At 45.3% G+C, this 25531-nt stretch carries 19 protein-coding genes; 9 read left to right on the top strand and 10 right to left on the bottom strand.

Going from position 1 to position 25531, the window contains the following annotated elements; genetic code table 11:
* Positions 1–553: 553 nt before the first annotated feature.
* A complete protein-coding gene (locus QUA01_RS18465) occupies positions 554–1408 on the bottom strand; it encodes a universal stress protein (RefSeq protein WP_333091536.1) in 855 nt (284 codons plus the stop codon).
* Positions 1409–1554: 146 nt separating this feature from the next.
* Between QUA01_RS18465 and QUA01_RS18460 the strand changes: the two genes are divergently transcribed.
* The 4 genes from QUA01_RS18460 to QUA01_RS18445 all read left to right on the top strand — a co-directional run bounded on the left by QUA01_RS18460 (position 1555) and on the right by QUA01_RS18445 (position 7930).
* Positions 1555–2055: an acyl-CoA thioesterase gene (locus QUA01_RS18460; protein ID WP_194012814.1), complete on the top strand. Its 501-nt coding sequence runs from the start codon at positions 1555–1557 to the stop codon at positions 2053–2055.
* A gap of 188 nt (positions 2056–2243) precedes the next feature.
* Entirely contained in the window at positions 2244–3308 is a 1065-nt protein-coding gene (locus QUA01_RS18455; RefSeq protein ID WP_333091533.1) for a DMT family transporter, read from the top strand.
* A 22-nt stretch (positions 3309–3330) separates the two neighbouring features.
* Positions 3331–4506, top strand: a complete 1176-nt coding sequence (locus QUA01_RS18450; protein WP_333091531.1) for a D-alanine--D-alanine ligase family protein — start codon at positions 3331–3333, stop codon at positions 4504–4506.
* A 418-nt stretch (positions 4507–4924) separates the two neighbouring features.
* Positions 4925–7930: a right-handed parallel beta-helix repeat-containing protein gene (locus tag QUA01_RS18445; RefSeq protein WP_333091529.1), complete on the top strand. Its 3006-nt coding sequence runs from the start codon at positions 4925–4927 to the stop codon at positions 7928–7930.
* Between the two features lie 127 nt (positions 7931–8057).
* Here the strand turns inward: QUA01_RS18445 and QUA01_RS18440 are convergent, their stop codons facing one another.
* The 3 genes from QUA01_RS18440 to QUA01_RS18430 are packed head-to-tail and all read right to left on the bottom strand — an operon-like array spanning position 8058 to position 10440.
* Positions 8058–9014, bottom strand: a complete 957-nt coding sequence (locus tag QUA01_RS18440; protein WP_333091528.1) for a DUF6282 family protein — start codon at positions 9012–9014, stop codon at positions 8058–8060.
* Between the two features lie 59 nt (positions 9015–9073).
* A complete protein-coding gene (locus tag QUA01_RS18435; RefSeq protein ID WP_333091525.1) occupies positions 9074–9979 on the bottom strand; it encodes an alpha/beta fold hydrolase in 906 nt (301 codons plus the stop codon).
* A 14-nt stretch (positions 9980–9993) separates the two neighbouring features.
* Positions 9994–10440 carry a SufE family protein gene (locus QUA01_RS18430; RefSeq protein ID WP_333091524.1) on the bottom strand — a complete coding sequence of 149 codons (447 nt, stop codon included), beginning with the start codon at positions 10438–10440 and terminating at the stop codon, positions 9994–9996.
* Between the two features lie 294 nt (positions 10441–10734).
* Between QUA01_RS18430 and QUA01_RS18425 the strand changes: the two genes are divergently transcribed.
* The 3 genes from QUA01_RS18425 to QUA01_RS18415 all read left to right on the top strand — a co-directional run bounded on the left by QUA01_RS18425 (position 10735) and on the right by QUA01_RS18415 (position 13252).
* The gene (locus QUA01_RS18425; RefSeq protein ID WP_333091523.1) at positions 10735–11463 is read left to right on the top strand and encodes a response regulator; all 729 of its coding nucleotides are present in this window, start codon (positions 10735–10737) and stop codon (positions 11461–11463) included.
* An 11-nt stretch (positions 11464–11474) separates the two neighbouring features.
* Positions 11475–12077 (top strand): adenylate/guanylate cyclase domain-containing protein, encoded by a 603-nt coding sequence (locus QUA01_RS18420; protein WP_333091522.1) that lies wholly within the window; start codon positions 11475–11477, stop codon positions 12075–12077.
* Between the two features lie 239 nt (positions 12078–12316).
* Positions 12317–13252: a spermidine synthase gene (locus QUA01_RS18415; protein WP_333091521.1), complete on the top strand. Its 936-nt coding sequence runs from the start codon at positions 12317–12319 to the stop codon at positions 13250–13252.
* Positions 13253–13560: 308 nt separating this feature from the next.
* Here QUA01_RS18415 and ccmS read toward each other — a convergent pair whose 3' ends face one another.
* The 6 genes from ccmS to QUA01_RS18385 form a co-directional block, all read right to left on the bottom strand.
* On the bottom strand, positions 13561–13992 hold the full coding sequence (gene ccmS, locus QUA01_RS18410) for a beta-carboxysome assembly chaperone CcmS (protein ID WP_193970889.1): 432 nt from the start codon (positions 13990–13992) through the stop codon (positions 13561–13563).
* 165 nt (positions 13993–14157) lie between these two features.
* Complete coding sequence (locus QUA01_RS18405) at positions 14158–15957, bottom strand: ABC transporter ATP-binding protein (protein WP_442921560.1); 1800 nt, start codon at positions 15955–15957, stop codon at positions 14158–14160.
* Positions 15958–16165: 208 nt separating this feature from the next.
* The gene (locus QUA01_RS18400; protein WP_333091517.1) at positions 16166–17629 is read right to left on the bottom strand and encodes an RtcB family protein; all 1464 of its coding nucleotides are present in this window, start codon (positions 17627–17629) and stop codon (positions 16166–16168) included.
* Positions 17630–17929: 300 nt separating this feature from the next.
* A complete protein-coding gene (locus QUA01_RS18395; protein WP_333091515.1) occupies positions 17930–18835 on the bottom strand; it encodes a hypothetical protein in 906 nt (301 codons plus the stop codon).
* A gap of 653 nt (positions 18836–19488) precedes the next feature.
* Complete coding sequence (locus tag QUA01_RS18390) at positions 19489–21324, bottom strand: APC family permease (RefSeq protein ID WP_333091514.1); 1836 nt, start codon at positions 21322–21324, stop codon at positions 19489–19491.
* A gap of 67 nt (positions 21325–21391) precedes the next feature.
* Entirely contained in the window at positions 21392–22255 is an 864-nt protein-coding gene (locus QUA01_RS18385) for a prephenate/arogenate dehydrogenase (protein WP_333091546.1), read from the bottom strand.
* Between the two features lie 14 nt (positions 22256–22269).
* Here QUA01_RS18385 and QUA01_RS18380 point away from each other — a divergent pair, with 14 nt between their 5' ends.
* Positions 22270–23835: a pentapeptide repeat-containing protein gene (locus QUA01_RS18380; protein ID WP_333091512.1), complete on the top strand. Its 1566-nt coding sequence runs from the start codon at positions 22270–22272 to the stop codon at positions 23833–23835.
* A 95-nt stretch (positions 23836–23930) separates the two neighbouring features.
* The gene (locus QUA01_RS18375; RefSeq protein ID WP_333091511.1) at positions 23931–25493 is read left to right on the top strand and encodes a pentapeptide repeat-containing protein; all 1563 of its coding nucleotides are present in this window, start codon (positions 23931–23933) and stop codon (positions 25491–25493) included.
* Positions 25494–25531 lie beyond the last annotated feature (38 nt).

The raw sequence follows: 25531 nt of genomic DNA, 5'->3' as shown, positions 1-25531 counted from the left end.
TCTTGCACTAAACTCTCGATCGCGCGATCGTATAACCGCGCCGTGTAACCTTTCTGCACTTATCCAGCAAGCCCTAATTATATCAATTTCGGTTGCACTCATACATGATGTTAACTGTTAACTGTTAACTGTTAACTGTTGACTGTTGACTGTTGACTGTTAACTGTTGACTGTTGACTGTTGACTGTTGACTGTTGACTGTTGACTGTTGACTGTGAATCGAACAACTGAAAATTGCACCGAGATAGGTGGTGACTTATAAAAATCATTCATGAATTTCTCTCTAAGTTATCACCTGACAATGCAGCCGGAAACGATATTACTTAGGAATACAATTTAGTAATTGCTGGTTACCAGACTTTTGTCGCTAACAAGCAAAATAAGCAAATCGCTTAAACGATTTGCTTGCCATTCCTAGGAAGATTTTAGCTACTTTCTTCACAATCTCAAAACTGACGCACGCCGGGAATAAATGGTGCTGAGGTTTTGAGATTGCTAGCGGATGATCGAGAATTACTCGCACTCGCCGCACCCCACCGCTGGCGGTGAGAGTCTAGCCGACGACTGTGCGGGCTAGCAAGACGGGACAGTTGGCGTAGACTCTCACGTAGTCCGAGAGGGAATTTCCTAGGAGTCGATCGAGATCCAAAAAGTTTTTGGCAACATTGGGCCGCCGATCCGGGGAACCGATTACTAATAAATCGGCATTCACTTCGTCTGCAATCCGACAAATTTCTTCCCCGGGCTTACCTGTGGCACTCACGCAGCGGTAGCTAACTCCCAGTTGTTTCGCGAGGGCTACTGCGGAAGCTAATACTGGGTCTTTTTCAGCATTTGCTGTTACATCTTCGGTGGATTTTCCAGTCAAATCTTTGGTGACGTGCACTAAAATTATCTGTCCGCCGCTGACTTCTTTGACAAAAGATAGGGCTAGTTCTAAGGATTGTTTGGCGGATTCAGATGGGTCTAGGGCCACCATGACTCGCCGGATTTTTTTGACGTAGATGTCGTCTTTGACCAACAGCATCGGTCTGGATGTTAGCTGGAAAACGTACTGGCTGACTGAGTTTTCCAAAATCGATTGCAGCCGTCCCAATCCCCGAGAACCCATAATCACTAAGTCGGATTGTTCTTCTTCTGCGACTTGGCAAACTGTGGTTTTTGGGTCTCCCTGTTTCAACCGGGGATTGACTTTGTTGGGATCGATTTTTAAGGACTGGACTGCTTGTGCTAAAATCTTGCCTCCTTCTTCCAACTTTTGGGCCATGCCGTCGGATGTCACTTGGGGCGGCACGACGTGCAATACGGTGACAGAGCTTTGTTGCAAGGAAGGGATGTCCATCAACATATTAAACATCTCTTCGCACAAGCCACGACCGGCGACGGCTACTAAAATTTTTTCTATCATGGTTGTTTTTTGCAGTAAAAACAGTTGAGTTTTCTTGTGCGACTCTCTCACTAGAGCGTTGGTACTCTAGGGGGTCAATGTCAAGCATAGGCCTGAAGTTTGCTTTATGATTTGTAGAAATGTAGCGTTTTGGAACAATTTGTAACGTGTTAGAGAACGATCGAACTCAACCAGAACTCGCACCGACTGGTGCTATTCAAAATCGACCCGGTATGGACTCTGAGGGCTGGTTTGAATATTTGGTGCGAGTCTACCCTCACCATACTGACTATTCGGGTATGGTTTGGCACGGGACTTATCTGGCTTGGATGGAGGAAGCGCGGGTGGAAAGTTTGCGCTCTCTCGGTATTGAGTATGCGGAGTGGGTGGCGCAGGGTTTGGAATTGCCCGTGGTGGAGCTTTCGCTGCGCTACCACCGCTCTGTGCAAATGGGTCAATTGGTGGCTGTCAGAACGCGGGTGGCGGCGAGTGAGGGTGTGCGGCTGCTTTGGGATTACGAAATTCGATCGCCCGATACGCAGGAATTATACGTGACGGCGCAGGTAACTTTGGTTGGTGTCGATCGGGACAAGGGCAAGATTATCCGCCAATTGCCGCCGGCGCTCAAGGAAGCTTTGACAAAACTTTCTGTTAAACCTTCAACCTAAGCTGCTGTTAACTACCAAAAATATAGTCCTGCACGGGTCGCCAGAAACTGGGTTTTTTGCCAAAAATTTGGTTGTAGCCCTTGATGCCAACAAAAAACCCGGTTTCTTAAGTAAGGAGTGCGTAATTCCTGACCGGGTTTTGGCATTCTTCTAATTTATACTTTCAGCCTTGGTGGGACTTTTCAATAATGTCAAAAAAATTGGAATTAGCCGAAGAAAATATTGACATTCAGCACAATATTTTGGCAAATAATCAGTTAATACCTGCGTCAATAGCAGAAGAAACAACGATTGTTTCTGGAAACCCGGACAATTTAAACAACGGTGAATTAGCTGACGACAGTCAAGGTAAAATTTGGGCGATCGTCTCGCTGTCTGTGGCGCTGCTGGCGGTGTCCCTGGCGGCCATTTTTATTCGGTTGAGCGAACGGGAAATCAGTCCGAATGCTACGGTTTTTAACCGCTTGTGGATAGCAACTGCGGTATTTGGAATTTGGAACGGGGCGGGGGAAGCGCGCCGCCGAATGTCTGGGAATGTAGTTGAAGCGCGATCGAACTACACTCTGAAGGATGTGATGTTATTAACAGCCGTCGGCGTGGTTTCTTCTGCTTCTCTCGGTTTCTGGGCCTGGTCGCTAACTCAAACTAATGTCGCTAATTCTACCGTACTTCGCAACTTAACTCCTTTATTTACTACTTTGGGGGGATGGCTGCTGTTGGGACGGCATTTTGACAGCAGGTTTTTGCTGGGATTGGTAGTGGCTTTGTCAGGCGCAATTGCGATCGGCACTACCGACTTACAAATCGCGGGAGACAATTTTACCGGGGACATAGCTGCTTTGTTATCCGCAATGTTTTATGCAGCAAATCTGCTGATTGCGGAAGATTTGCGAACCAAGTTCCCGGCGACAACTATATTGATGTGGCGCTGTTTGATTGGTAGCCTCTTGATTTTGCCCTTGGTTTTGCTGGAGGGCGATCGAATTTTCCCTTATTCTTGGGAGGGATGGCTGACTGTAATTGCCTTAGCCGTGATTTGTCAAGCTTTTGGCCAAGGACTTCTCATCCACAGTCTCGGCACTTTGTCATCGGGATTTGTCGCCCTTTTTCTGCTCCTAGAACCAGTAATTACGGCGATTATTGCCTGGATGCTATTTTCGGAAAATTTGAGCTTGTTTAATTGGTTCGCTTTCTCTGTAGTTTTGGCTGGAATATATTTAGCCAAATCGAGCAAATATGCCGATCGCAAATAAAACAAAAAAGGAAAAAACTTAAATGGTAGCAACATCAACCGGTATAAATTCCTGGCATTACGAATTGAGTTTGCTCCCTCAATACTTAGAAAAGCTGTTTGCCAAACTGCGGATTGCTGTGGTATTCGGCGGCAACTGCGATCGCCAGGGAGCCGTAATTTACAAAACGCACAATCCCCGTTCTTGGAAAAGCTACGAAATCGTCGCCCGCGAGATTGCCCGAGCATTAACCGAAATCGGCTTTCAGCACGTCTTTGTCATCCCTGATGACATGAACTTGCCCGCACAACTAAAAGAACAAAAAATCCATTTAGTCTGGCTAAATACGGGCGGAGTGCAGGGCTACAATCCTGTTTGTCACACTCCCGCCTTGTTAGAAATGTTGGGAATGCCCTATGTCGGTCACAATCCTTTAAACAGTTCTACTTTAGACAACAAACACGCTTTTAAACGGGAACTGCAATCAGTCGGAATAAAAACTGCTCCGTTTATGACTTGGCACCCTTCCCAAGGAATTTTTCAGCCTAATTTGCACGAGCGTTTTGCCATAGTTTTCGGTGATTATCGAGGGCCTTTTATTGTTAAACCAGTATCCGGCCGGGCTTCGCTGCAGGTTCATTTTATTGACAAAATTGAGGGTTTATCTCAGGCGGTTTCAGAAGTTCATCGAGAAACTCATAATACGGCTTTAATTGAAAAATATTTGCCAGGAAGAGAATTTTGTGTAGCGGTTTGTGGTTATGTAACTCATGCTAAAGGCTGTTTTACCAAAAATCCAAAACCCTTTGCCTTTTCCACGGTAGAACGAGTTTTTGAACCGGAGGAACGCATCTTTACTTCTATGGATCAAAAGGCGATTACGGCCGATCGCGGGCGGTTGATGGGGGAGGAAGAACCAGAACTCAAACAAAGGTTAATTGAGTTAGCTTGCCAAATATATTGGGAGTTTAGTTTGAACAGTTTGGTGCGGATTGATGTCAGGAGTGATGCTGAGGGTTCACTTTATGTTTTGGAAGCAAATCCGAAGCCGGATCTAAAACATCCAGACGAAAATGTGACAAGTTTGGTTACTTTGGGCTTGGCGGAATACGGGATGAGTTATAACGATTTAATTTTTAGTTTGCTGGCGGATCGGTTGGATTATTTGTTGACTCAACATATCGCGATTATTCCTCATATTGTGGATTTACTTCGCTAATTGAACTTTGACAAAACATCTTGTAGGGCGTGCATTGTACGCCGTTGCATTCAAATTTATTGCCAATCTACTGTTGGAGGATTATGCATTCGCTCCCCCGGTGCCCCCGCATCGAAAAGGGGAGCGGAAAATATCAAAGTCAACCCCTACTCCCAGACTATCCGGGGGAGTATGGGGGTATGGGAGGGGGAGCGAGACGCGCGTATCAACGAGAAATACAAAGGTTTTTAGGGTTGACTTGACAGCAATGCAACAGACACCTTACCTGTTGCATTTATGTAAATAAATATAAATTGCCGAGCCAAGTAAAAAAAATGCGCGCAAGTTGTGATAGCTTTGAGCAAGAACACGATTTGTGGATGTCCATTTTTTGGGCAAGCATCAGGGCAATTCAATTTATATAGATTAGATAAACCAAATGGAAGCATTACTTTTATTAATAGGATTTGGAGGCGGGGCATTAGTCTGCTGGCTAATTTTGAATAAGCGAAATTCACGAAATTTGGTGCGGATGCACGGCTCGCAGGAGGCTATATCGAAGTTAGCGTCGCAGTTGGATGCCAGAACTTCGGAATTGCGCCAAAAGACTGAGATGGAAAATCAGCTTAATTCTGAATTGTCTCAGTTGCAAAATCGCTTGGAAAGTGTCACTAGCGAGCAGGATTTATTAAATAATCAGGTGTCGGAACTGGAAGGGTTTATGGCAGGAATTGCTCAGGAGCGATCGCAAGTTGATGCTTTGATTGCTGATTTGCAGTTTCAGTTAGAAAGCGCAGGGCAAGCTCAGTCGCAGTTACCGGAATTGGCGGAACTTCAAAATCGGCTAGAAGTTGCGACTCTGGAGCGATCGCAACTTGTAGCTCAAATCCTGGAAATGCAAGCAGAGCGAGAGGCGCTGGATGCAGAGAGTGCTCTATTTCGCGATCGGCTGTCGGAATTTGGCAGTCAGTTAGAAACAGCCAGTCAAGGTAAATTGCAGCTACAGTACCAGTTGTCGGAAATTCAAATTAAGTTCGAGCGCTCAATTCAAGAACGGGAGCAACTGCATTCTCAACTGTCGAATTTGCAAGCTCAATTGGAAAGTGCAGAACAACAACAGAAAATACTCAATTCTCAATTGGAAACCGCCCGCCAACAAGCAGAACAACCTCAAGCTGAATTATTAGAGTTGGAAACACAGTTAGAAGCTGCCAATCGAGATAAAATGCAGTTAAACTCTCAATTATCTGAGCTACAAAATCAATCACAGACAGTTATTGGAGAGCGAGAAAAACTGCTTTTGCAGTTGTCAGAATTGCAGGCTCAAGTAAATCCCAGCGAGGGAGATAACTCCCAACTTCTGTCTCAATTATCGGAACTGCAAGCTCAATTAGAAACTGCTAACACTGAGCGATCGCAGCTTGCGGCTCAACTCTCGGAATTGCAAAGTCAAATTGACACAGCAAACCAAAATCAAAATCAACTGCAATCTCAAATATCTGAGTTAGAAAGTCAGTTAGAAAACGCGCATCAAATTCGCTCAGGATTGGAATCACAGCTTGCGGCTCAACTCTCGGAGTTCCAAAGTCAAGTCGAGCAAGCCAACCAAAACCAAAATCAACTGCAATCTCAAATATCCGAGTTAGAAACCCAGTTAGAAAGCGCCCATCAAATTCGCTTAGAATTAGAATCGCAGCTTGCGGCTCAACTCTCGGAATTTCAAACTCAAGTCGCGCAAGCCAACCAAAACCAAAATCAACTGCAATCTCAAATATCTCAGTTAGAAAGTCAGTTAGAAAGCCCGAATCAAATTCGCTCAGAATTGGAATCGCAGCTTGCGGCTCAACAGTCGGAATTCCAAACTCAAGTCGAGCAAGCCAACCACAATCAAAATCAGCTACAATCTCAAATATCCGAGTTAGAAACCCAGTTAGAAAGCGCAAGTCAAATTCGCTCAGAATTAGAATCGCAGCTTGCGGCTCAACTCTCGGAATTTCAAACTCAAGTCGAGCAAGCAAACCAAAATCAAAATCAACTACAATCTCAAATATCCGAGTTAGAAAGTCAGTTAGAAAGCGCAAGTCAAATTCGCTCAGAATTGGAATCACAGCTTGCAGCTCAACAGTCGGAATTCCAAACTCAAGTCGAGCAAGCTAACCAAAACGAAAATCAACAGCAATCTCAGATATCCAAGCTAGAAACTCAGTTAGAAAGTGTAAGTCAAATTCGCTCAGCATTGGAATCACAGCTTGCAGCTCAACAGTCGAAATTCCAAACTGAAATTGACACAGCCAAGCAAAACCAAAATCAACTACAGTCTCAAATATCCCAGTTAGAAAGTCAGTTAGAAAGCCCGAGTCAAATTCGCTCAGAATTGGCATCTCAGATTGCAGCTCAACAGTTGGAATTTCAAACTCAAATTGACACGGCCAACCAAAATCAAAATCAACTACAATCTCAAATATCCGAGTTAGAAAGTCAGTTAGAAAGTGTGACTCAAATTCGCTCACGATTGGAATCTCAGTTAGAAACTGCTAACAGAGAACGATCGCAACTTGATGCTCAAGTCTCAGAACTTCAAAGTCAAATCGAGACAGCCAACGAGAATCAAGCTCAATTGCAACGTCAAGAATCTGAGTTAGAACATCAGTTAGGAACAGTCAATCAAGAAAGCTTGGAGTTACAATCGCCAATTGTCGAAAAGGGCGATCGAGAAATTCCCAAGGCTGAATTAGCAGACAAAATTGAAGAATCCGCCTCACAACCAATAGTTGATAAAAGTCAAGGCCTTGTCGTTTGCCAAAAAGGTCAAGGCGATTATACTACTATTAGCGAAGCGGTAAAAAATGCGGCTTCGGGTACGCGCATTTACGTACAGCCCGGTTTGTATCGAGAAAGTTTAATCATCGACAAATCTGTGGAAATTATCGGCAGCACAGAAGCGGGTAGCGTCACTGTGGAAAGCACCGACTCAAACTGCATTCAAATGCAAACCGACAGCGCTTTAGTCCGAAGTTTGACACTGATCGCCACGGGGAAATATTATGCTGTAGATATTCGTAGAGGCGAGTTAATTTTAGAAGACAGCGACATCACTTCTGCCAACTATTCTGTGGTGGTAATTTGTGGCTCCGAGGCGAGTTCGGTAATCCGCCGCTGTCAAATTCACGATGCAATATGGAACGGGATTTTTATCTCGGATAATGGGAAAGCAACGGTGGAAGATTGCAATATTTATAATAACGGCAGTCTGGGAATCGGTGTCGGATTGGGAGGAAAATTGATCGTGCGCCGCTGTCGGATTAATAGTAATGAAGGTGAGGCGATTGTAGTTTACAGAGATGGCATTGCTACAGTAGATGATTGCGATTTAACGGGTAATACTGGCGGTGCTTGGCGGATTGCAGATAACGGATATGTGCGCGGTAAAAATAATCAAGAATAGAAGAAGGCAGTAGTCAGTTGGCAGTTGGTAGTTGGCAGTTGGCAGTTGGCGGTAGTCCTTAGTCCTTAGTCCTTAGTCCTTAGTCAACAGCTAACAGCTAACAGTCAACAGCTAACAGCTAACAATTCTAAATCCCTAACAAGCGAGCGGGATTTTTTTTCATCATTAAATCAATTTCAGGTTGAGAAATGCCTTCATCCATCAACTTTTCTACAAATAATTTGTAACCTTCTGCAGGTAAAGGATCGGGTTTTCTTCCCAAATCTGTGCTCAGAATAAAATGCTCGGCTCCGATGAGTTTAATGGCTGCTACCATCTGATTAATGGAAACGTGATGCCAGTTTTTGTGTCCGTCATCGGCGGCATTTTCTCCCATCAAATCGTTGACAAATGCTAATTCTAGAAACGCTCCCATCTGGGCTGCTGTTTGCATATTTTCTAGGGACAAACCGGGTACATCTGCCATTGCGTGGGTAATCAGGATGTTTTTAATGTTGAGAAGTCTGGCTTGCCGGACAACTGCCATAACTTCGGCTGAGGAAATGTGTCCGGTTTCCAATACTAAATTATCTCTAGCTACTATCTTGAGTACCGCTGCTGTTTCTGGTAAAAGTTTGCCGTTTTCTGCTACTTTAATCCCGATTCCCGATTTGTGAAAAACCTTTAAATGATGATTGGAATCAACGGTTGGCAGCCACACTACTTTACCGTATTTGCCGCCGATGCGGTGCATTGCTTCTACAGCTTGGGGATTAATCCCGCCTACGGAATGATTGAGAACAATTCCCCCGAAAACTTCGATTTGCGGTACAATTTTATTGACTAGAACTGCCCGTGCTGCGGTGCTGCCATAGTGATTTTTTAAGACAACTGCTTTCATGTGCGCGCTGGCGGCAAATTTAGCTACCTCAAAATCATCCAACCTGCGGGGAATCACATCAGGAGACGAATGGATGTGAAAGTCGATCGCACCTTCAATGATACTTTTTTGTGAGTCCATCGGCTGCAACTGTCCGACAGCATAAACTGGCAGACAAAACCAATAGCAAAAAATTAAAACTAACGTAAAAAAAACAGCCTGCATTCATCCCCTCTTTGCTTCTCTCCTCTGCGCCCTCAGCGTCCTCTGCGGTTCATTACCTCTTAAATAAAAGACTTAACCGCATTTGCCAAATCTTCTGCAAACTCTTCATGCAAACCCAAAGTTCCCGGAATAACTCGCGATTCCACTCCCGGTAATTGAGCTAATACTTCCATTTCCGCCTTAGATTTGGGCGGCGCTTTTTCCGCAACTACAACCATCACCGGTACTGTCAATCCTTGGAAGTTGGCGACAAATTCTTCCCGCGTTTTTGCCGGATCTAAACCACCAGTCACAAAAGCCGCCGAACCAAATCTCGCGCCTGCTTGTTGAGTGACTTTCCGCTTATTTTGAATGAAATCCGCTGTGACTTTGGCGTCATCGGCGTAGACGTGGCGGCGGTACATCAAACTCAGGAATGACGGCGCAGTGTTCAATTTGTACAGGAATTGACCGATTAAGGGCGATCGTACTAATTCTCTCACCATTCCGTGCCAACCCCTTTGCTGTTTGCTCATTGTCGGCAAAGGCCCGCGCCAAGTCGGTGCAGCTAACACAATCTTTGACCAAACATTCGGCTTTGATTGCGCTAATTGCATCGCATAACCCGCAGCGTGACCGGCCGCAACTACAGCCACAGGAGTTTTAAAAACTGACTCTACAAAATCCTTCAAAAACTGATGGTATAATTGCGGTTCGTAGTCGGTGCGCGGCCGCGAAGATTCGCCGAAACCAGGCCAATCTACACTCACAACTTGAAAATTGGGAGCTAACAACTCTGCTAAAGGACGCATTTCTTCCCGCGTTGAAACCGTACTGAAAGCCGGCAGCAACAATACGGGTTTTCCTTCTCCTCTGGTTTCGTAAATAACATCAATCTGTGTTTCTTTCCAGTTCCAGAGATATTTCTGAACAGTCGCGGGATAGTTGCTAGAATTAGATTTGGTTAAATCTGCAGTCTGAATCATGGCTGTTTTTCCGGTTAGTTTGCTTCTGCTTGCGCGCTCAATTCGCAAGCCACTGCTTTATTTTTCATCATTTGAAAGATGTTATAAAATCCGTTAGCGCGGGAAGGTGTCAGGCTCACATTCAATCCCGTATCTTGAATAAAATCTGGGGTGATGCTAACTATTTCAGCAGGCGTTAATCCGCTCAAACCTTCCACAAGCAAGCCAACTAATCCTTTGACTAACTGAGCGTCAGAATCGCCTTGATACAAAACTTTTCCGTCGGTCAAATTTGCGGTAATATAAACTTGCGATACGCAACCCGAAACTTTGTTTTCTGGGAGTTTATCGCTTTCGTTAAATGCTGGGAGTCGCTTTGCATACCACAGCAGTTGTTCGTAGCGCTGTTTCGGATCGGAGTGTCGCTGAAAGCGCTGGACGATTTTAGCTAGGGCTGCGGGTAGCGCGGTATTTGCGGACATGATTTCGAGTAGCGGTTGAATTTGCTGATCTTGTACATTCTATTGTACCAGCCTAGCCGCAACTGCGATGCCTGGTTTTTTACTAAAATTATTCGTTGTAGTTGGTAGATATAGTAATCCTAAACCAGCATTTTCTGATAAGTATCACCTCTGCTTCCCAGTTTAAGATTTGTTGCAATTTGAGTAAATTTAGATCGCCAGTGATAACAAATTTATCCAATGCGGGTAAAATAATTTCAGCAAGGACAACTCGAAGCAGCGAACAAGTTTACCTCAGAAACCAGGTGTGGAGTGATGAGTACAGTTTTAGTGGTGGAAGATTCCCGCAGCCAGCGGGAGTGCATTTCGCATCAGTTGAGATGCAGCGGATTGAATGTAATTCAAGCATCTGACGGTGTGGAAGCACTGGATCGAGTTGAGCGAAATTACCCGGATTTAGTATTATTAGATATCGTGATGCCTCGCATGGACGGCTACGGCGTTTGCCGTTTAATTAAAGCTAATCCCGAAACTCGGAATATACCAGTAATATTTTTAACGGGGAAAGGACAGCAGTTAGCTTTATTTTCCAGGGCGATCGATCGCGCGGAGGCCTATGTTAGCAAACCTTGGCAGCCTAGGGAACTTGTGGCAACAATTAAAAAAGTTTTGCTCAATGCCCATATTAAGTTCGATCGAGCTTCAGCAGACGCTTGGACGGAATACGGAATTTTAAACCTAAGTACGATCGAACTTTATCAAAGCCACGCCGATGCTTGGACAAAATACAGCCCCCAAATTATTAAATTGTACGATTCCAGCTTGGCAGCTTTTGAGCAAGCTTTGGCAATTGAACCGAGTCACTCGAATGCCAACAAATATCGAAATCGAGTTCAGACAATCCGGGCAATTTTGATTAAAAAATTAGAGCATATTCAACCTTGCAAAGTCTGCAATTATTATTACGGTAAGGACGGTATCAATTGTGCGGTGCATCCCGCTGGTCGCCCTCAAGAACAGTGTCACGATTGGAAATTTAATTAAACTAAACTAAAATGAAAACAAATAACCGTACTAACTTGCAAAAGTTGCTGCAACAAAGAAACGAACGTCCCGAAAAAGCCTCAGAAATTGATGCGGAAATTAATGCCACTTTTTGCCAAACTCACACAATTTTAGTAATCGATATGTCGGGATTTTCGCGAACGACAGTCCGCTACGGAATTATTCATTTTCTGGCAATGATTCACCGGATGCAGGCAATTGTCAAACCGATAATTGCCGAATGCGGAGGCACTATCGTTAAGGAGGAAGCAGACAATATTTTTGCTGTGTTTCCGAATGTAAAATCTGCTGTGGAAGCTGCGATCGACTCTCTGAAACAAACGACTGCCCTCAACACGACTCTGCCAGCGGAAATGGATATTTACCTCTGCATTGGGATTGGCCACGGCGATGTTTTGATGCTGGAAGGAGAGGATATGTACGGTTCCGAATTTAATCTGGCATCGAAGCTGGGAGAGGATTTAGCCCAACGGGGAGAGATTTTGCTCACCTCCGCAGCCTTTGAAAATTTGGAAGGAGACAAGCAAGATTGGGAAAGAGTGGATTTTTCGATTTCGGGTTTGGAGTTGGTGGCGTACAAGCAGGCAGAATAATACCGCTAGGGATTGAAAGAAGAGTCAGACTGCGGGTGTTACCTTAAGTCTCAACAATCGCCTGCAACCTTTGAAAAATCTCGCTGTTACCCAAGTCTATATCCCTCTCACATCCCCATGAAAAAAGGGGAATTTTAAGATTTATTCCTCCTTAAAAATGGTGATTTTGACACTCTTGCTCCCTGCTTTTTAAGGTTATCTGGGGGGAATAAAAAGTTTAGATATCGAGTATAAAATAAATGATTGAGACACACAAAAAATGGCAGATTATGAATTTATCTGCCATATACGAGCGATTTGCAGGGCTGCAAGAACAGCCTGACGGCGTTATTTTTTGCAAAGATTCTGGTCCTCACTATGTCGCAGTTAGAAAAGATAAATCTCTAGTCAAACTCTCTTTAGTTGAAAAAGTAAATTTGCATACAGATTTACTGCAATCGGTTCTCGATCTCAACAATCCCCTGCATTTAGTTTCAGAATATACTCAGGCGATGCTGTTAGGTTTAATCTGGAAAAACCAACCTCAAAGAATCTACATTGCTGGATTTGGCGGCGGCAGAATTCCCTTAGTTTTGCACCACTATTTACCGGCAACTGTCATTGAATGTGCCGATGTCGATCCGATCGCGATCGAAGCCGCTACCCAGTGCTTTGGGGTACAATTGGGCGATCGGCTGACAGTCGCAATTCAAGACGGGAGAGAGTATCTAGAGCAACAAAGTTCAGATATTCAGTACGATATCATCATGACCGACGTGTTTTGTGGCAACGGCTACTCTCCGCACAGGCTGGCTACCAAAGAATTTTATAAACTCTGCGAAAAACGCTTGTCTGGGGAGGGAGTTGTGCTGGTAAATCTGCTGCAAAGAGATGAGTTTTATGCCGAAAAGGTGAAGACTTTTCAAAGCGTGTTTTCTCAGGTGTGCGTGTCTCCTTGGAAGGATATTAATAGCGTTTTAATTGGGAGTAACAGCCCTAGTTTAGAGAAAGACGAGATTGTTTCCAGAGCAAAATATTTGCAAGATGGGTATGATTTTTCATTTTCCTTAATCGATAGGGGGCTTGATATTAGAGTAGGTTCAGAATTAGCTGAAATTATACCTAATTTAGATAAAGCTGAAATTTTGCATGACGATTCGCCGCCTGTTGGTTATTTTGATTCTTGGTTATTTTGATTCTTGATAATAAGTCTGGGTTTGCTTTTTGTCGAACAGGCTAGAAACCCTGTTGCTGATACTAAGTTGAGATCACCCAGGGATTGAAAGAGACTGCGGGATAAAATTGCCCTCAGAGTGCGATCGGATATAACAATCGACAATACGGCAACAGAGGACACGGCAATGCCGTTTCCCTAGCCCACAATCATCAATCTTCCTCGGTGAGAGATGTAACCATCGCCCGATTAATTTTCGGGAAACCGCAGGACTTCGTCTCTTGACTGTAGGTAATATCAATTCCGATGCCACCGGATTTGATATAACTCCTATTTCATATATTCAAGCATCTGCTGTTCCAGCTTAGCCAACAATGTATCGACATCCGTCGCAGCTTCCTCAAAACAAACAGGAGGTTCAGGCTTAGGTTCAAATAAAATTAGCTTTATTTCACCTTCGCCGATCGCCACAATTGTCACTTCTTTTTCAGGTTTGTGAGCTTTTAAAATTCCTAAAATTTCCTGAATGTGATTTTTGACTTGGCGGTTCAATTCCTCGATCGCATCTTTTTTAAAATATACGAAACGCGGCTTTTCTACAACATCAATTCCTAAAACATCCTCACTTTCCTCGCCCCTCTCCAAAAATAGCCCCCAGGCCAAAGCCGCCAATTCTTGTTTGTTATCTTTGACAAATGTATCCAACTTGCTGCGCCAGCTATTGGGATTGGGTTTGGACTCAGGGCTATCAAATAAAAACATTTTCTCTTTTTGCTTGTAGAAACTAATATCTTACGGTTATTTGTTATTGGTTATTTGTTATTGGTTATTTGCTATTGGTTATTTGTTATTAGAAGAGTGTGAATAACTAATTACCAATGACCAATGCCCAATGACAAATGCCCAATGCCCAAAACCGCTGCGTTTCTATCTTATACCAGATTGCACGCGCCAGAGCGACGCATAAACTCCATCGTGTTCGATAAGTTGTTCGTGCTGCCCCGATTCTACCACTAGCCCCTCTTCCATGACACAAATGCAATCGGCATTGCGGACAGTAGAAAGACGGTGGGCGATCGCAATTGTAGTGCGATTCTTGGTAATTCGTTCGAGCGATCGCTGAATTGCCGCCTCAGTCTCGTTATCCACCGCTGAAGTAGCTTCATCAAGAATCAAAATCGGCGGATTTTTCAAAACAGCCCTCGCAATAGCAATGCGCTGCCGCTGTCCCCCCGACAATTTTTGACCGCGTTCCCCTACAATAGTTTTGTAACCCTCCGGCAATTGCGCGATAAACTCGTGAGCTTCCGCAATTTTAGCAGCATTTACTATCTCTCGCTCGCTGGTTTCAAAAGTCCCATAAGCAATATTTTCTGCCACCGTACCGTGAAACAAAAACACATCTTGACTCACCAATCCGATCGCTCTCCGCAAATCTTTTAAATTCAGGTTATTTAATTCTATACCGTCGAGATAAATCTGACCGTACTGTACCTCGTACAGCCTCAAAATCAATTTCACCAGCGTACTTTTTCCCGAACCAGTCGCGCCAACAATCGCAGTAGTTTTACCCGCCGGCAGAGTCAGGGAAAAATACTGCAAAATCGGCTTTCTTTGATTGTAAGAAAAGGTGACATTTTTAAATTCTATGTCGCCCTTAATCGAACTAACCGGCAACCGAATATCGCCCGTGCGAATGGCGATGGGCGTATCCAACAAATTCATCACCCGATTAGTAGAAGCCATTGCCCGCTGGTATTGATCCAGAGTATCTCCCAGGCGAGTCAGCGGCCACAGCAAACGCTGGGTTAAAAACACTAAAACGCTGTAAGTTCCCACAGACAACTGGCCCGCCACAACCTGCAAACCACCCAGAAACAGCGTTGCAATAAACCCCAAGAAAATCACCACCCGAATCAGCGGAATAAAAGCAGCCGAAAGTGCGATCGCCCGTTGATTGCTTTGGCGGTAAGCTTGGCTTTGTGTTTCGATGCGCTGAGTTTCGTAATCTTCGGAAGTAAAACTTTTAATAGTAGTAATTCCCATCAAATTATTCGACAGTTGCCCGTTTAGAAAACTCACCTTTTCCCGCACGTCAGCATAGAGAGGAGCGAGGCGATTTTGAAAGGCTATCGAACCCCAAATAATAAAAGGTATCGGCAGCATTGACAGCCCAGCAACACCAGGAGACGCAGCAAAAAAAGCCGCGCCGATTACGACAACGGTTGTAATTACCTGAATCACCTCATTAGCGCCGTCGTCCAAAAAACGTTCGAGTTGATTGATATCATCGTTGAGAATAGAAATCAAACCGCCCGTACTGCGTTCTTCAAAATAAGCTAATTCTAATTCTTGCAAATGGCTGTAAGCTTCCAGACGCAAATCGTGTTCGATATCCTGAGCTAAATTGCGCCACAAATAATCGTAAGCATATTCAAAAATAGATTCCAGCGTCCAAACAATTAAACTCAAAATAGTAATAATTGCCAGTTGCCAAAAAACATCTTTGATGCCCCACTTGGCCAGAATAGAATCTTGTTGTTTCACCACTACATCAACGGCAATACCGATTAATGCTGGCGGCGCTAAATCAAAGAATTTATTCAGCAGCGAGCAAATACTTGCCAGCCAAGTTTTCAGGCGGTAGCGGCGGCCGTACTTCAGCAGCCGCTTCAGAGGATGGACAGGTTTTGATTGATCTGGTGACAATTGAGGATTGGGGGTAATTGGGTAATTTTTAGATTTTCACTTATTCTCACAGTTTGAGAAACGGGCAAGATGCCCGTTCCACAACTAAGAAATTGTCTTTGAGAACGGGCTTTTAGCCTGTTCCGACTCGGCAAGATGCCCGTTCCACAACTAAAAAATTGTCTTTGAGAACGGGCTTTTAGCCTGCTTTAGACACAGTTATTGAGAATGGAAAAATAGCCCCAGGCTACGCTTTAAATGTTAACACGGGCTTCATTTTAGCGACTACACCAACTATTTGCGCCTCAACTTGAGCGTCAATTACTGGTTGAATTGGCTTGTAAGCGGCCGGTGCTTCTTCGATTCTGCGTTCTTCGCGCCCGGTAATGCAATCTACGCCGGTTAATCCCAAAGCGGAGTCAGTTTTGTCAGCACCTTTGCGACTCATATCGAAGCGCGATCGCGCCCTTCCTGCACCGTGAGATGCCGATCGCAAAAATCGATCGTTTCCCAAACCAATTAGCAAATAAGACGGCGCACCCATCGAACCCGGTACAATTACAGGCTGGCCGGAATGTGCGGGACAAGCGCCTTTGCGCGTTACCCAGCCGGCACCTTCAGCTAAGGTAATATTGTGAGGCACATCGTATACTAAGGGAGCTTCGACATCGCCGAAAACTTGCCGCAAACGCAACCGCAGAAATTCTGCTAGCAGCAAACGGTTGATAAAACCGTAGTTAGCGGCTGTTGCTTCCGCTTGCAGGTAGCTACTCACAAGTTCGGGATTTGCTGCGACAGACAGCGGAAAAAGCCCGGATTCAGGATATTTTAGGGTTTTTGGCCAGGCTTCGCAAGCTCGATCGCGCCACATTCCGCCGATGTATTTGCCGACATTCCGCGAACCGGAGTGAATCATGAAAGCGATTTGTCCCGATCGAAGTCCCCAAGTATAAGCCGTAGCCTTGTCCACAACTTCCTCAACCACTTGAATTTCGACAAAGTGATTGCCGCCACCGATGGTAGCTAACCCGCCATCCCTGACTAAGCCGTCATTTGGGACTAATTCTGCGGGAGCCCATTTGACATCGCCATTCATGGAACCGCCGAGGAAAGTGCGATCGCACTCTGTCGCCAACTGCTCGAAATCCGAATTGGCCGCGCTGCCGGTTAGCTTGTCCCGCAAAGCATCCAGCCATCCGGGAATCCCGTGTTGGAACATCGCGCGAGCAGTTTTTGCAGTCATGCTGACATCGCGAGTACCGAAGAAATAATCGCCTTTGAGCAATTCTACAAATCGATCGCGCTGACTGAGGAATTGTTTGATCGACAAATCCGCAACGTGCAACCGCATCCCACAGTTGATATCGGAACCGACAGCCGCCGGAATCACCATTCCTGCTGTTTGGACGATCGAGCCAATTGCCACTCCCGCATCCCCCGGATGGAAATCTGGAGTAGCGCAGGCGCGACAAACGCAACCACCTTGAGGGTGTCGAACATTCGCCAAATTTGCCAACTGTTTGAGCGCCTTTGCTTCCACAGGAAAATCTTCTGGGAGCAAAACTTCTGCTGTTGTAGCACTAGCATCCTGCCAGTATTTTTCCAGGGAACTCTTGAGAGAAATAGAGTAGACTTTGTTGCTGTAACTAACATCCAGACCTTGCCGAGACAAAGCTCGCAAAAGCCGGTTCAAGTTTTTTGGCTGCTGCATAAATAGTCTGTTGCGGGTTGCTATGCAACCCCCACAAATTGAAGAGATGTTGTAGTTAGTAAAAGACTTTGGTTCAGCAGCCGCAATCTTTTTGGAGAAAGGTTGAAAGGCAACTTTTCTAATTACTACAATCCTGACACATCATTTTTGATATGTCAAGCTAACCTAAAACGCTTTTCTGTTAGATCCCCGACAACTTTTACGTGTTGCGGGGTTCTGAGTGTTCGGTTTTTTTATTGACTCATGCAGCGTAATTCCTGTCCAATTAAACTTTAAATTCAAGTGAGCTGGCTAGCATTTTTAATCGTTTGTTGACGGATAAAAATGTTTTTTAAACTCCCGCCAATAACTCCCAGCTTTTGTTTCTCCTAAAATCATTTGCATTTTCTTCAAACTTCCACTTTTGATCGGTGGCTTTCCATAATAAAGGAATTGACTTATGTCCTTAGAAAGGCATGGGTTCATAAAACTTTCAATATCTTGGCGCTCCAAATATTTCTTACGCACTTCCTGCAAATATTCGTCTTGAGCATTTGTATGAAATATCGTCCAAGTTGGGTCTTCTATTTTACATAAAGTATAAACCTTGTGGCGATCCATATATGCGCTAAATGCTATTTCAAGCAAAAACCTGCTAAATTCATGTTCTCCCTGAAACCCCGAAGCAATATACTCTCCCGCAAATTCTTGCATAACTGCGACGAACGTACTGCGCTTCATCAAAGAAAAATTGATAGTACAGGCTTGACTGAAGTACCATCCAGACTTAGCCTCGAAATGTGGATAGCTTCTATTAAAAGCACCGCCCACTGCAAAAACGTTATCTCGATCGAGATCGTCGATCGCTTCCTCCAACCAACGTTCGTGACCTTCTCTGTAAGGTAACGTATCAATTTTGAACCACAATATATAAGGATTGCTAGCAATTACTCCGGCTGTATACTCCTGAATAAAACACCTCTCCTTGTCATTATCTTTATGGTGCGGGGGAATGATTTGCAGCTTATCAATCAAACCATCTTGATACAGTTCCCAATAAAGTTTTTGAGTGTCGCTATCGCTGCCGCCGTCAACAACAACAACTTCGCCGGGCTTGCCACCTAAAAAATCAAACCAATCCAGCAGAATTTTTTTATAGGCTAACCGATTGCCAAAATTTGCTGACACCATTGAAACTTGGCTTAGCTTACTAACGAGTTCGCTCATGATTTATTTTTTTCCTGCTCATATTATTTGCACAGGTTCATTATAACTTACTGATATTTAGACAAGTGTAATTTATCAGAAAATTTATTTTTTTTAAAATCGGGGGGCTTCGAGACTCTATTTTCAGTAAAGCTGGACACATACACCATATTCCATGTATATGTGGTACACACCATCTTGTAGTAAGTAAGGTGCGTCGCCATCATCAACAATCTGCAAGTTTCATTGAACCTGCGCCGGCAGGGACCCACCCTACATAATATGTACCACACAATATAGCTGAAAAGTGTACTTCACGAACTTGGAATATGCTGTAACTTGTCACAAAGCGATTTATTTCGGTTATTAAAATTAATCAAGGTGTCTGAGAACCGGATTTTAATTAAACTCTAATTTGTCTATATCAAATGGAACGAGCATGAAATTTGGCTCTACCTTTTGAGATGCGGAAAATATTCCCATATTTATAGCACTTAAATGGCCTGTTATGGCAGATGGGGAGAAGGGGAAAGGATTTGATGCTTTTGCCACAAAGATTGAAAGATACCATTGAAATTCGCGATAGCTTAAATAAACCTTCTCTCCAAATCTTACCCAGCAGCCATACATTTGTTTAACGAGCGTAAAATGGCAAATCTTTAACTAACTATCGCTTAAAGAAAATACCTCACCGTCGTCACCACCAGACTTTTTTTAGCCCGCAAAGCCGCCTTCAAAAAGAAAGCAGTTTGATTGTGCAGCAGTCCCTCCCACCAATTTCGCGTCACAAACGCCGGAATAATCAGCGTTAAAAACACTCCCGGCCGCCGCTCTTCAAACAAAGCCAAAAAGTGAGTTAAAGGCTCACCAACAGAACGGTAAGGCGATTCCAGAATTTCCAAAGGAATGTCAGACTGCAAATCTTGCCAAGCCGCTTGCAATTTTGCTATGTCTGTCAAACCAATATCTACGTGAACCGCCACAACCTCATCAGCAATTAAACGAGCGTAATCCAGCGCATCCAAAGTTCCCCGGTGCAACTGTCCGACTAGCACCACTGCCGGATGTTTCACCTCCTTAACTTTAGGTCTCCGAAGATAGGATTTAGGTGCGATTCCCTGAATGCTTAAGCGAGCGGCTACATAGCGATAGTGTCGGTTAATAGCTAAAAATAGGCTGACTACGATCGGAATAGTTACTACCACAACCCAAGCTCCCAAAAGGAATTTGGTAGCGACAATTACAGCCAAAACTCCCGTGGTTGCCACTGCACCAATACCGTTCATCACAGCACTAGCTTGCCAACCTTTACCTCGCTCCTTAAACCAGTGAATTACCATTCCCGATTGAGACAGAGTAAAAGAAGTAAAAACTCCAACCGCATACAGCGGAATTATTGCAGTGGTATCGCCTTGGAAGATGATAATTAACAAAGCCGCGCAGAAGCTGAGCAGATTAATGCCATTAGAATAAACCAGCCGATCGCCCAACAGCGACAACTGCCTAGGCAAAAACCCGTCCCGCGCCAAAAAATAACACAGTCGCGGAAAATCCGCATAACTCGTATTCGCCGCCAACAGCAAAATTAACAGAGTTGCAATCTGCAAATAGTAATAAAATATGCCTACTCCAAAAATATCTTTTCCCAACAAAGAAAGCAGCGTTTCATTTTCTTGAGGAATCACTTGATAAATATGAGCCAAGTAACTAATTCCTAAAAACATTACCCCCAGAATTACGCCCAAATAAGTTAAAGTTAGGCGCGCATTCTTCCATTCAGGAGGTTTAAAAGCCAACACACCGTCCGATATCGCTTCAACTCCAGTCAGCGCCGTACAGCCAGCAGCAAAGGCGCGCGCGATCAGAAACAATCCCAAAGGTTCTTTAGCTGGAATATTTTCTAATGCCGGCAAAACATGACCTGTTGCCTGTTGGAATAAACCGCAGCCAATCAAGACAAAAATACCCGCGATAAACGCATAGGTGGGAACCATAAATATTTTGCCAGATTCCCGCAAGCCCCTGAGATTGGCAAACATGATTAAGACAATACAAACTAAGCATATTTCCACCGTATAGGGCAGCAGCGAGGGAACCGCTGAAGTCAAGGCTGCCACACCAGCAGAAATACTCACCGTAACTGTGAGTATGTAGTCAATCATTAGGGAAGCTGCTGCGATCAAACCCGGATAAGTACCCAAATTTTCTCGCGCTACAATGTAAGCGCCGCCGCCCTTTGGATAAGCTTTAATCGTCTGTCGGTAAGACAGCGCCACGATCGCCAGTAGTAAAACAATAATGCCCGAAATAGGTAACGACCAACTCAAACTACTGCTCCCCGCTAGTAAGAGTACCAGCAAAGTTTCTTGAGTAGCGTAGGCAACAGACGACAGTGCATCGGAAGCAAGAACAGCAAGTCCTGTAGCGTTGCTCAGACGTTCGTGAACAGATGCGCTAGTGGGCAAAGATTCACCCAGTAAAACCCGCTTGAGTCGAGAATAGGTGTACATTAAAACTCAATATAGAGGCGTCCACAAATCATAATCGAGATGGGAGCAGTTTTAAGCAATTTTTGGCTCACAAGTTATAATTATTTCTGGCTTTTTGAGTATGCTTTAGCTTATGTTCGAGAGCTTGCCAATTTTCGGATGCGATATCGTTGATAAACTCGTCAAGACTGTCGCGGTAAATAGAGAGCGATCGCAGCAATTCCTCTCGATTGTATTTCGCCACCATCACTCCCAACTCCGGGTTGCCGCCCCCTACGCGACTCGTGTCCCGAAAACCCGAACTCGCCAAATGTTGGGCTAAATTAACAATATCCCGATCGCCCTCAACAGCGCAGGCAGCAACCAGAGTCGCGCTAGCCATCAGCGGCAAATGAGAAATCCAAGCCACAGCTCGATCGTGTTCTTCCGGCTCACATCGGTAAACTTTAGCACCCAACAACCGCGCAATTTCCTCAACCTTATCCACCGCCAGCGCCGGAGTCACCGCAGTCGGAGTCACCACATAAGGCCGCCCCACAAACAAATCCCTTACCGCCGCCTCAATGCCGTTTTGTGCAGTCCCCGCCATCGGATGTCCCCCCACAAAATTCGGCCACATAGAGGACACAGCTTGTACTATGGGTGTTTTTACGGAACCGACATCGGTTAGAATAGTATCACGGGAAAGATAGGGCACCAACTCTCGGACGATCGATTCGATCGCTCCTAACGGCGTGCAAATAAAAACCAAATCGGCTCTTGCCATCAGAGACAGGTGTATGCTGGCTTCAGAGACAACACCGCTTTCTTGCGCGTGATCGCAAGTCTGCTGGCGACTCGAAACCCCAAAAACATCAAACCCGCGCGATCGCAAATCCAGAGCGATCGAGCCACCAATTAAACCAAGTCCTACAATACCGATATTCATAGCAATAAAATGGGGATAAATGATACGGTGCCGCCCCCATGACAGTCGAGGAACTCCTAAAAAAATATGCCGCCGGAGAAAGAAACTTTGCCGGAATCAACCTAACTGAGGCCAACCTCAGCGGCGTCAACTTGAGCGGAGCCAACCTCAAGGGTGCGAATCTGAGTGTAGCAAACCTCAGCGGAGCCAACCTCAGCAAAACCGACCTGACCGGTGCCAAACTCAACATCGCCAGACTCAGCGGCGCCCATCTCGGCGGTGCAAACCTCACCGACGCCGACCTCAACGTCGCTTACCTAGTGCGAGTTGACCTCAAAAGAGCCAACCTCACAGGAGCCAAACTGATCAGAGCCGAGCTAATTCGAGCCGAACTCAGCGGAGCCAACCTCAGCGGAGCCAACCTCAGCGGAGCCACCCTCACCGAAGCCACCCTGCGAGGAGCCAACCTCAGCGGAGCCAACCTCCGAGGCGCTCACCTAAGCGGCGCGTACTTGACAGAAGCCAACCTCGAACAAGCCAACCTGCAAGGTGCCGACCTCAGTCGAGCCGACCTCAGCAGCGCCGACTTGCGAGGGACGGAACTCCGACAAGCCAATCTCACTCAAGCCATACTCAGCGGAGCCGACCTCAGCGGAGTCAATTTGCGCTGGGCCATCCTCAGTGGCTGCAACCTGCGCTGGGCAGATTTGAGCGAAGCCAAATTGAGCGGAGCCGACCTCAGCAGAGCCGACCTCTGCCACGCCAACTTACTCAATGCAAGTTTAGTTCACGCCGACCTGTCAAACGCCTATCTGATCCGCGCCGACTGGATTGGAGCCGACTTAACCGGAGCCACCTTAACCGGAGCCAAACTCCACGCAGCTTCGCGGCTGGGTATCAAAACCGAAGGCATGACCTGCAAATGGGTAGATCTAAGCCCCAACGGCGACCACAGCCAAATTTATTGGTTAAATTCGGGAGGAACCAACGAATTTTTTCACGAAACCTTACCCACAGTTCGGATTGTAATTGACTCGCCCCTAGACCAAGGCGCTCATTTTGCCCTAGCTGCAACTTATTACCAAATTGCCCAACAATACCCGAGTTTAAGTCAGCCACCCACCATCGAAGTCAGCTCCAGGCGCACCGTACTCGCCTTTAAAATGGACAGCGATGATAAATTATTTGCCACCGCTTACGTTGCCATCATTCCTTTTAACGACGCCGCCACAACTCAAAAAAACCTGATAGCTTTGATGAAAATGATTCAATCCCACGACGCAGGCAAACTTAACGTTAAAGAATCCAAACACGTCCAATTATCCAGCAAAGATCTCAACCAAGCTATCAGCAAAGTAGACCAAATTAAAATTTCAAGTTCTTTTCCAAAAATTGGCGAAAGCATCAATTTTTTTCAAATTCCTACACAGATGATTTTAATTAATTCCAGCGATCAAAAAATTAGCGTATATCATCACCCAGCCTTCGGCAAGCGCCAGCTCAAAAAAAAATACGCTCCGAACAATGCAACCACCGCCAAATTAACCGAAAATACAAAATTGGGTCAAGCTAATATCAGCAGCATTTTGGATTTTATAAAAGGCTTCCACAATATAGATGTCTAAGCATATTGCATCAAGTTACAAAAAATGCTTATTCTATTTAAAGGTTGGCACAACAAAGCTTTGTTCTAGCTAACACATCAGGGAAAGTGAACAGCATGGACGCCGAAGAACTCATAGCCAAATATGCAGCAGGAGAAAGAGACTTTACTGCCATCCTCCTGTGCGAGGCAAATCTCAGCAGAATCGATCTAGCTGGGGCTAATTTCAGCGAGGCAATCTTGAGCCTAACCAACATGAGCGGCACCAATCTGTCAAACGCCAACATGAGAAAAGCCAAACTCAATGTTGCTAGACTCAGCGGTGCTAATCTCAACAAAGCCAACCTCAGTGGCGCTATTCTCAACGTAGCTAACCTGATTCGAGCCGACCTCAGCGAAGCCCAACTCGTCGAAGCTACACTGATCAGAGCCGAATTGATCAGAGCCGACCTCAGCGGTGCAAACTTGAGCGGTGCGAACCTCAGCGAAGCAGATTTGAGAGAAGCAACCCTCAGAGAAGCCAATCTAGAGCAAACTGACCTCAGCGGGGCTCACCTCAGAGGTGCTTGTTTGACAGCGGCCAACTTGGAACGGGCTAACTTGCACAGAGCCGACCTCAGCAGGGCGGACTTACGAGGAGTAAACCTCTGTAATTCAGAACTCAGACAAGCTAATCTGTCTCAAGCCAACCTCAGCGGCGCTGACTTGCGAGGCGCTAATCTGCGGTGGGCCGACCTCAGCGGGGCTAACTTGACCGGCGCTGACCTCGATGAAGCGAGATTGAGCGGGGCTAACTTGTACGGGGCAAATTTGAGCAATGTCAATCTGTTGAACTCTACTCTGGTACACGCGGATTTGACTCAAGCGAATTTGATTCACGCTGATTGGGTGGGCGCAGATTTGACCGGGGCGGCGCTGACGGGGGCAAAAATTTATGGGGTGTCGAGGTTTGATCTGAAAGCAGATGATATTACCTGCGATTGGGTTGACCTCAGTCCCAACGGCGATCGCAGCCACATCCAGCGGTTTACCTCACAAGAATCTCAACGGTTTTTTAATGCTACACCGCCGACAGTTCAAATTATTGTCGATCGACCCCTAGACCCCGATGCTAACTTTGCCCTCGCGGCTGCCTACCGCCAAATTGCTCGTCAATACTCGGGTTTGAGCCATCCTCCCAGCATAGAAGTTAACTCGAGGCGGACAATCATTTCGTTTAGAATAGAGCGGGACGAGCAATTGTTTTCCACAGCTTTCGTTGCCATTATTCCCTTTAGCGACGCGGCATTTACTCAAAAAAATCTCATTACTTTGATCAAAATGATTCAACCCCAAAATGGCAATAACCAGGGAGTCAGAGTCGCAAATCTAGTAGTCCAATTGAACGTAATGCTGACCAAAACAATCAGAAAAATAGGGGAATTAAAAATTCAGCCGATTCGCCTCGAACGCGAATTGATGTCGAGTTTTTTCCAATCGCCTACCCAAACCATACTCGCTAACTCCATCGCCGAAAGTTTGATGGTTCACTATCACCCAGACTTTGGCAGAAACTTGGCAAATTTGCCTGGAGTCACCAAAACCTCGATCAGTCCTGCAATTAAAGCTCAAAGATTCACAACCCCTCCCCTAAATACGGTGATTGAGTTTGTCAAAAGCTTTTATCAGCTCGGCGAGTAAATATAGCCGAAGGAAGGAAGAAGGAAGGAAGAAGGAAA

The organism is Microcoleus sp. S36a_B3 (assembly GCF_036700745.1).
In the GTDB taxonomy this organism is placed as follows: domain Bacteria; phylum Cyanobacteriota; class Cyanobacteriia; order Cyanobacteriales; family Microcoleaceae; genus Microcoleus.
The sequence above is the reverse complement of the archived record's forward strand: the minus strand, read 5'-3'. Positions and strand labels throughout refer to the sequence as shown.

Excerpts from the sequence above, each read along its gene's own strand:
- QUA01_RS18430 (WP_333091524.1), bottom strand. The coding sequence starts at position 10,440 with ATGTCCGCAAATACCGCGCTACCCGCAGCCCTAGCTAAAATCGTCCAG.
- QUA01_RS18445 (WP_333091529.1), top strand. The coding sequence starts at position 4,925 with ATGGAAGCATTACTTTTATTAATAGGATTTGGAGGCGGGGCATTAGTC.
- QUA01_RS18440 (WP_333091528.1), bottom strand. The coding sequence starts at position 9,014 with ATGCAGGCTGTTTTTTTTACGTTAGTTTTAATTTTTTGCTATTGGTTT.
- QUA01_RS18390 (WP_333091514.1), bottom strand. The coding sequence starts at position 21,324 with ATGTACACCTATTCTCGACTCAAGCGGGTTTTACTGGGTGAATCTTTG.
- QUA01_RS18395 (WP_333091515.1), bottom strand. The coding sequence starts at position 18,835 with ATGAGCGAACTCGTTAGTAAGCTAAGCCAAGTTTCAATGGTGTCAGCA.
- QUA01_RS18420 (WP_333091522.1), top strand. The coding sequence starts at position 11,475 with ATGAAAACAAATAACCGTACTAACTTGCAAAAGTTGCTGCAACAAAGA.
- QUA01_RS18465 (WP_333091536.1), bottom strand. The coding sequence starts at position 1,408 with ATGATAGAAAAAATTTTAGTAGCCGTCGCCGGTCGTGGCTTGTGCGAA.
- QUA01_RS18380 (WP_333091512.1), top strand. The coding sequence starts at position 22,270 with ATGACAGTCGAGGAACTCCTAAAAAAATATGCCGCCGGAGAAAGAAAC.
- QUA01_RS18435 (WP_333091525.1), bottom strand. The coding sequence starts at position 9,979 with ATGATTCAGACTGCAGATTTAACCAAATCTAATTCTAGCAACTATCCC.
- ccmS (WP_193970889.1), bottom strand. The coding sequence starts at position 13,992 with ATGTTTTTATTTGATAGCCCTGAGTCCAAACCCAATCCCAATAGCTGG.
- QUA01_RS18425 (WP_333091523.1), top strand. The coding sequence starts at position 10,735 with ATGAGTACAGTTTTAGTGGTGGAAGATTCCCGCAGCCAGCGGGAGTGC.
- QUA01_RS18415 (WP_333091521.1), top strand. The coding sequence starts at position 12,317 with ATGATTGAGACACACAAAAAATGGCAGATTATGAATTTATCTGCCATA.
- QUA01_RS18375 (WP_333091511.1), top strand. The coding sequence starts at position 23,931 with ATGGACGCCGAAGAACTCATAGCCAAATATGCAGCAGGAGAAAGAGAC.
- QUA01_RS18455 (WP_333091533.1), top strand. The coding sequence starts at position 2,244 with ATGTCAAAAAAATTGGAATTAGCCGAAGAAAATATTGACATTCAGCAC.
- QUA01_RS18450 (WP_333091531.1), top strand. The coding sequence starts at position 3,331 with ATGGTAGCAACATCAACCGGTATAAATTCCTGGCATTACGAATTGAGT.
- QUA01_RS18400 (WP_333091517.1), bottom strand. The coding sequence starts at position 17,629 with ATGCAGCAGCCAAAAAACTTGAACCGGCTTTTGCGAGCTTTGTCTCGG.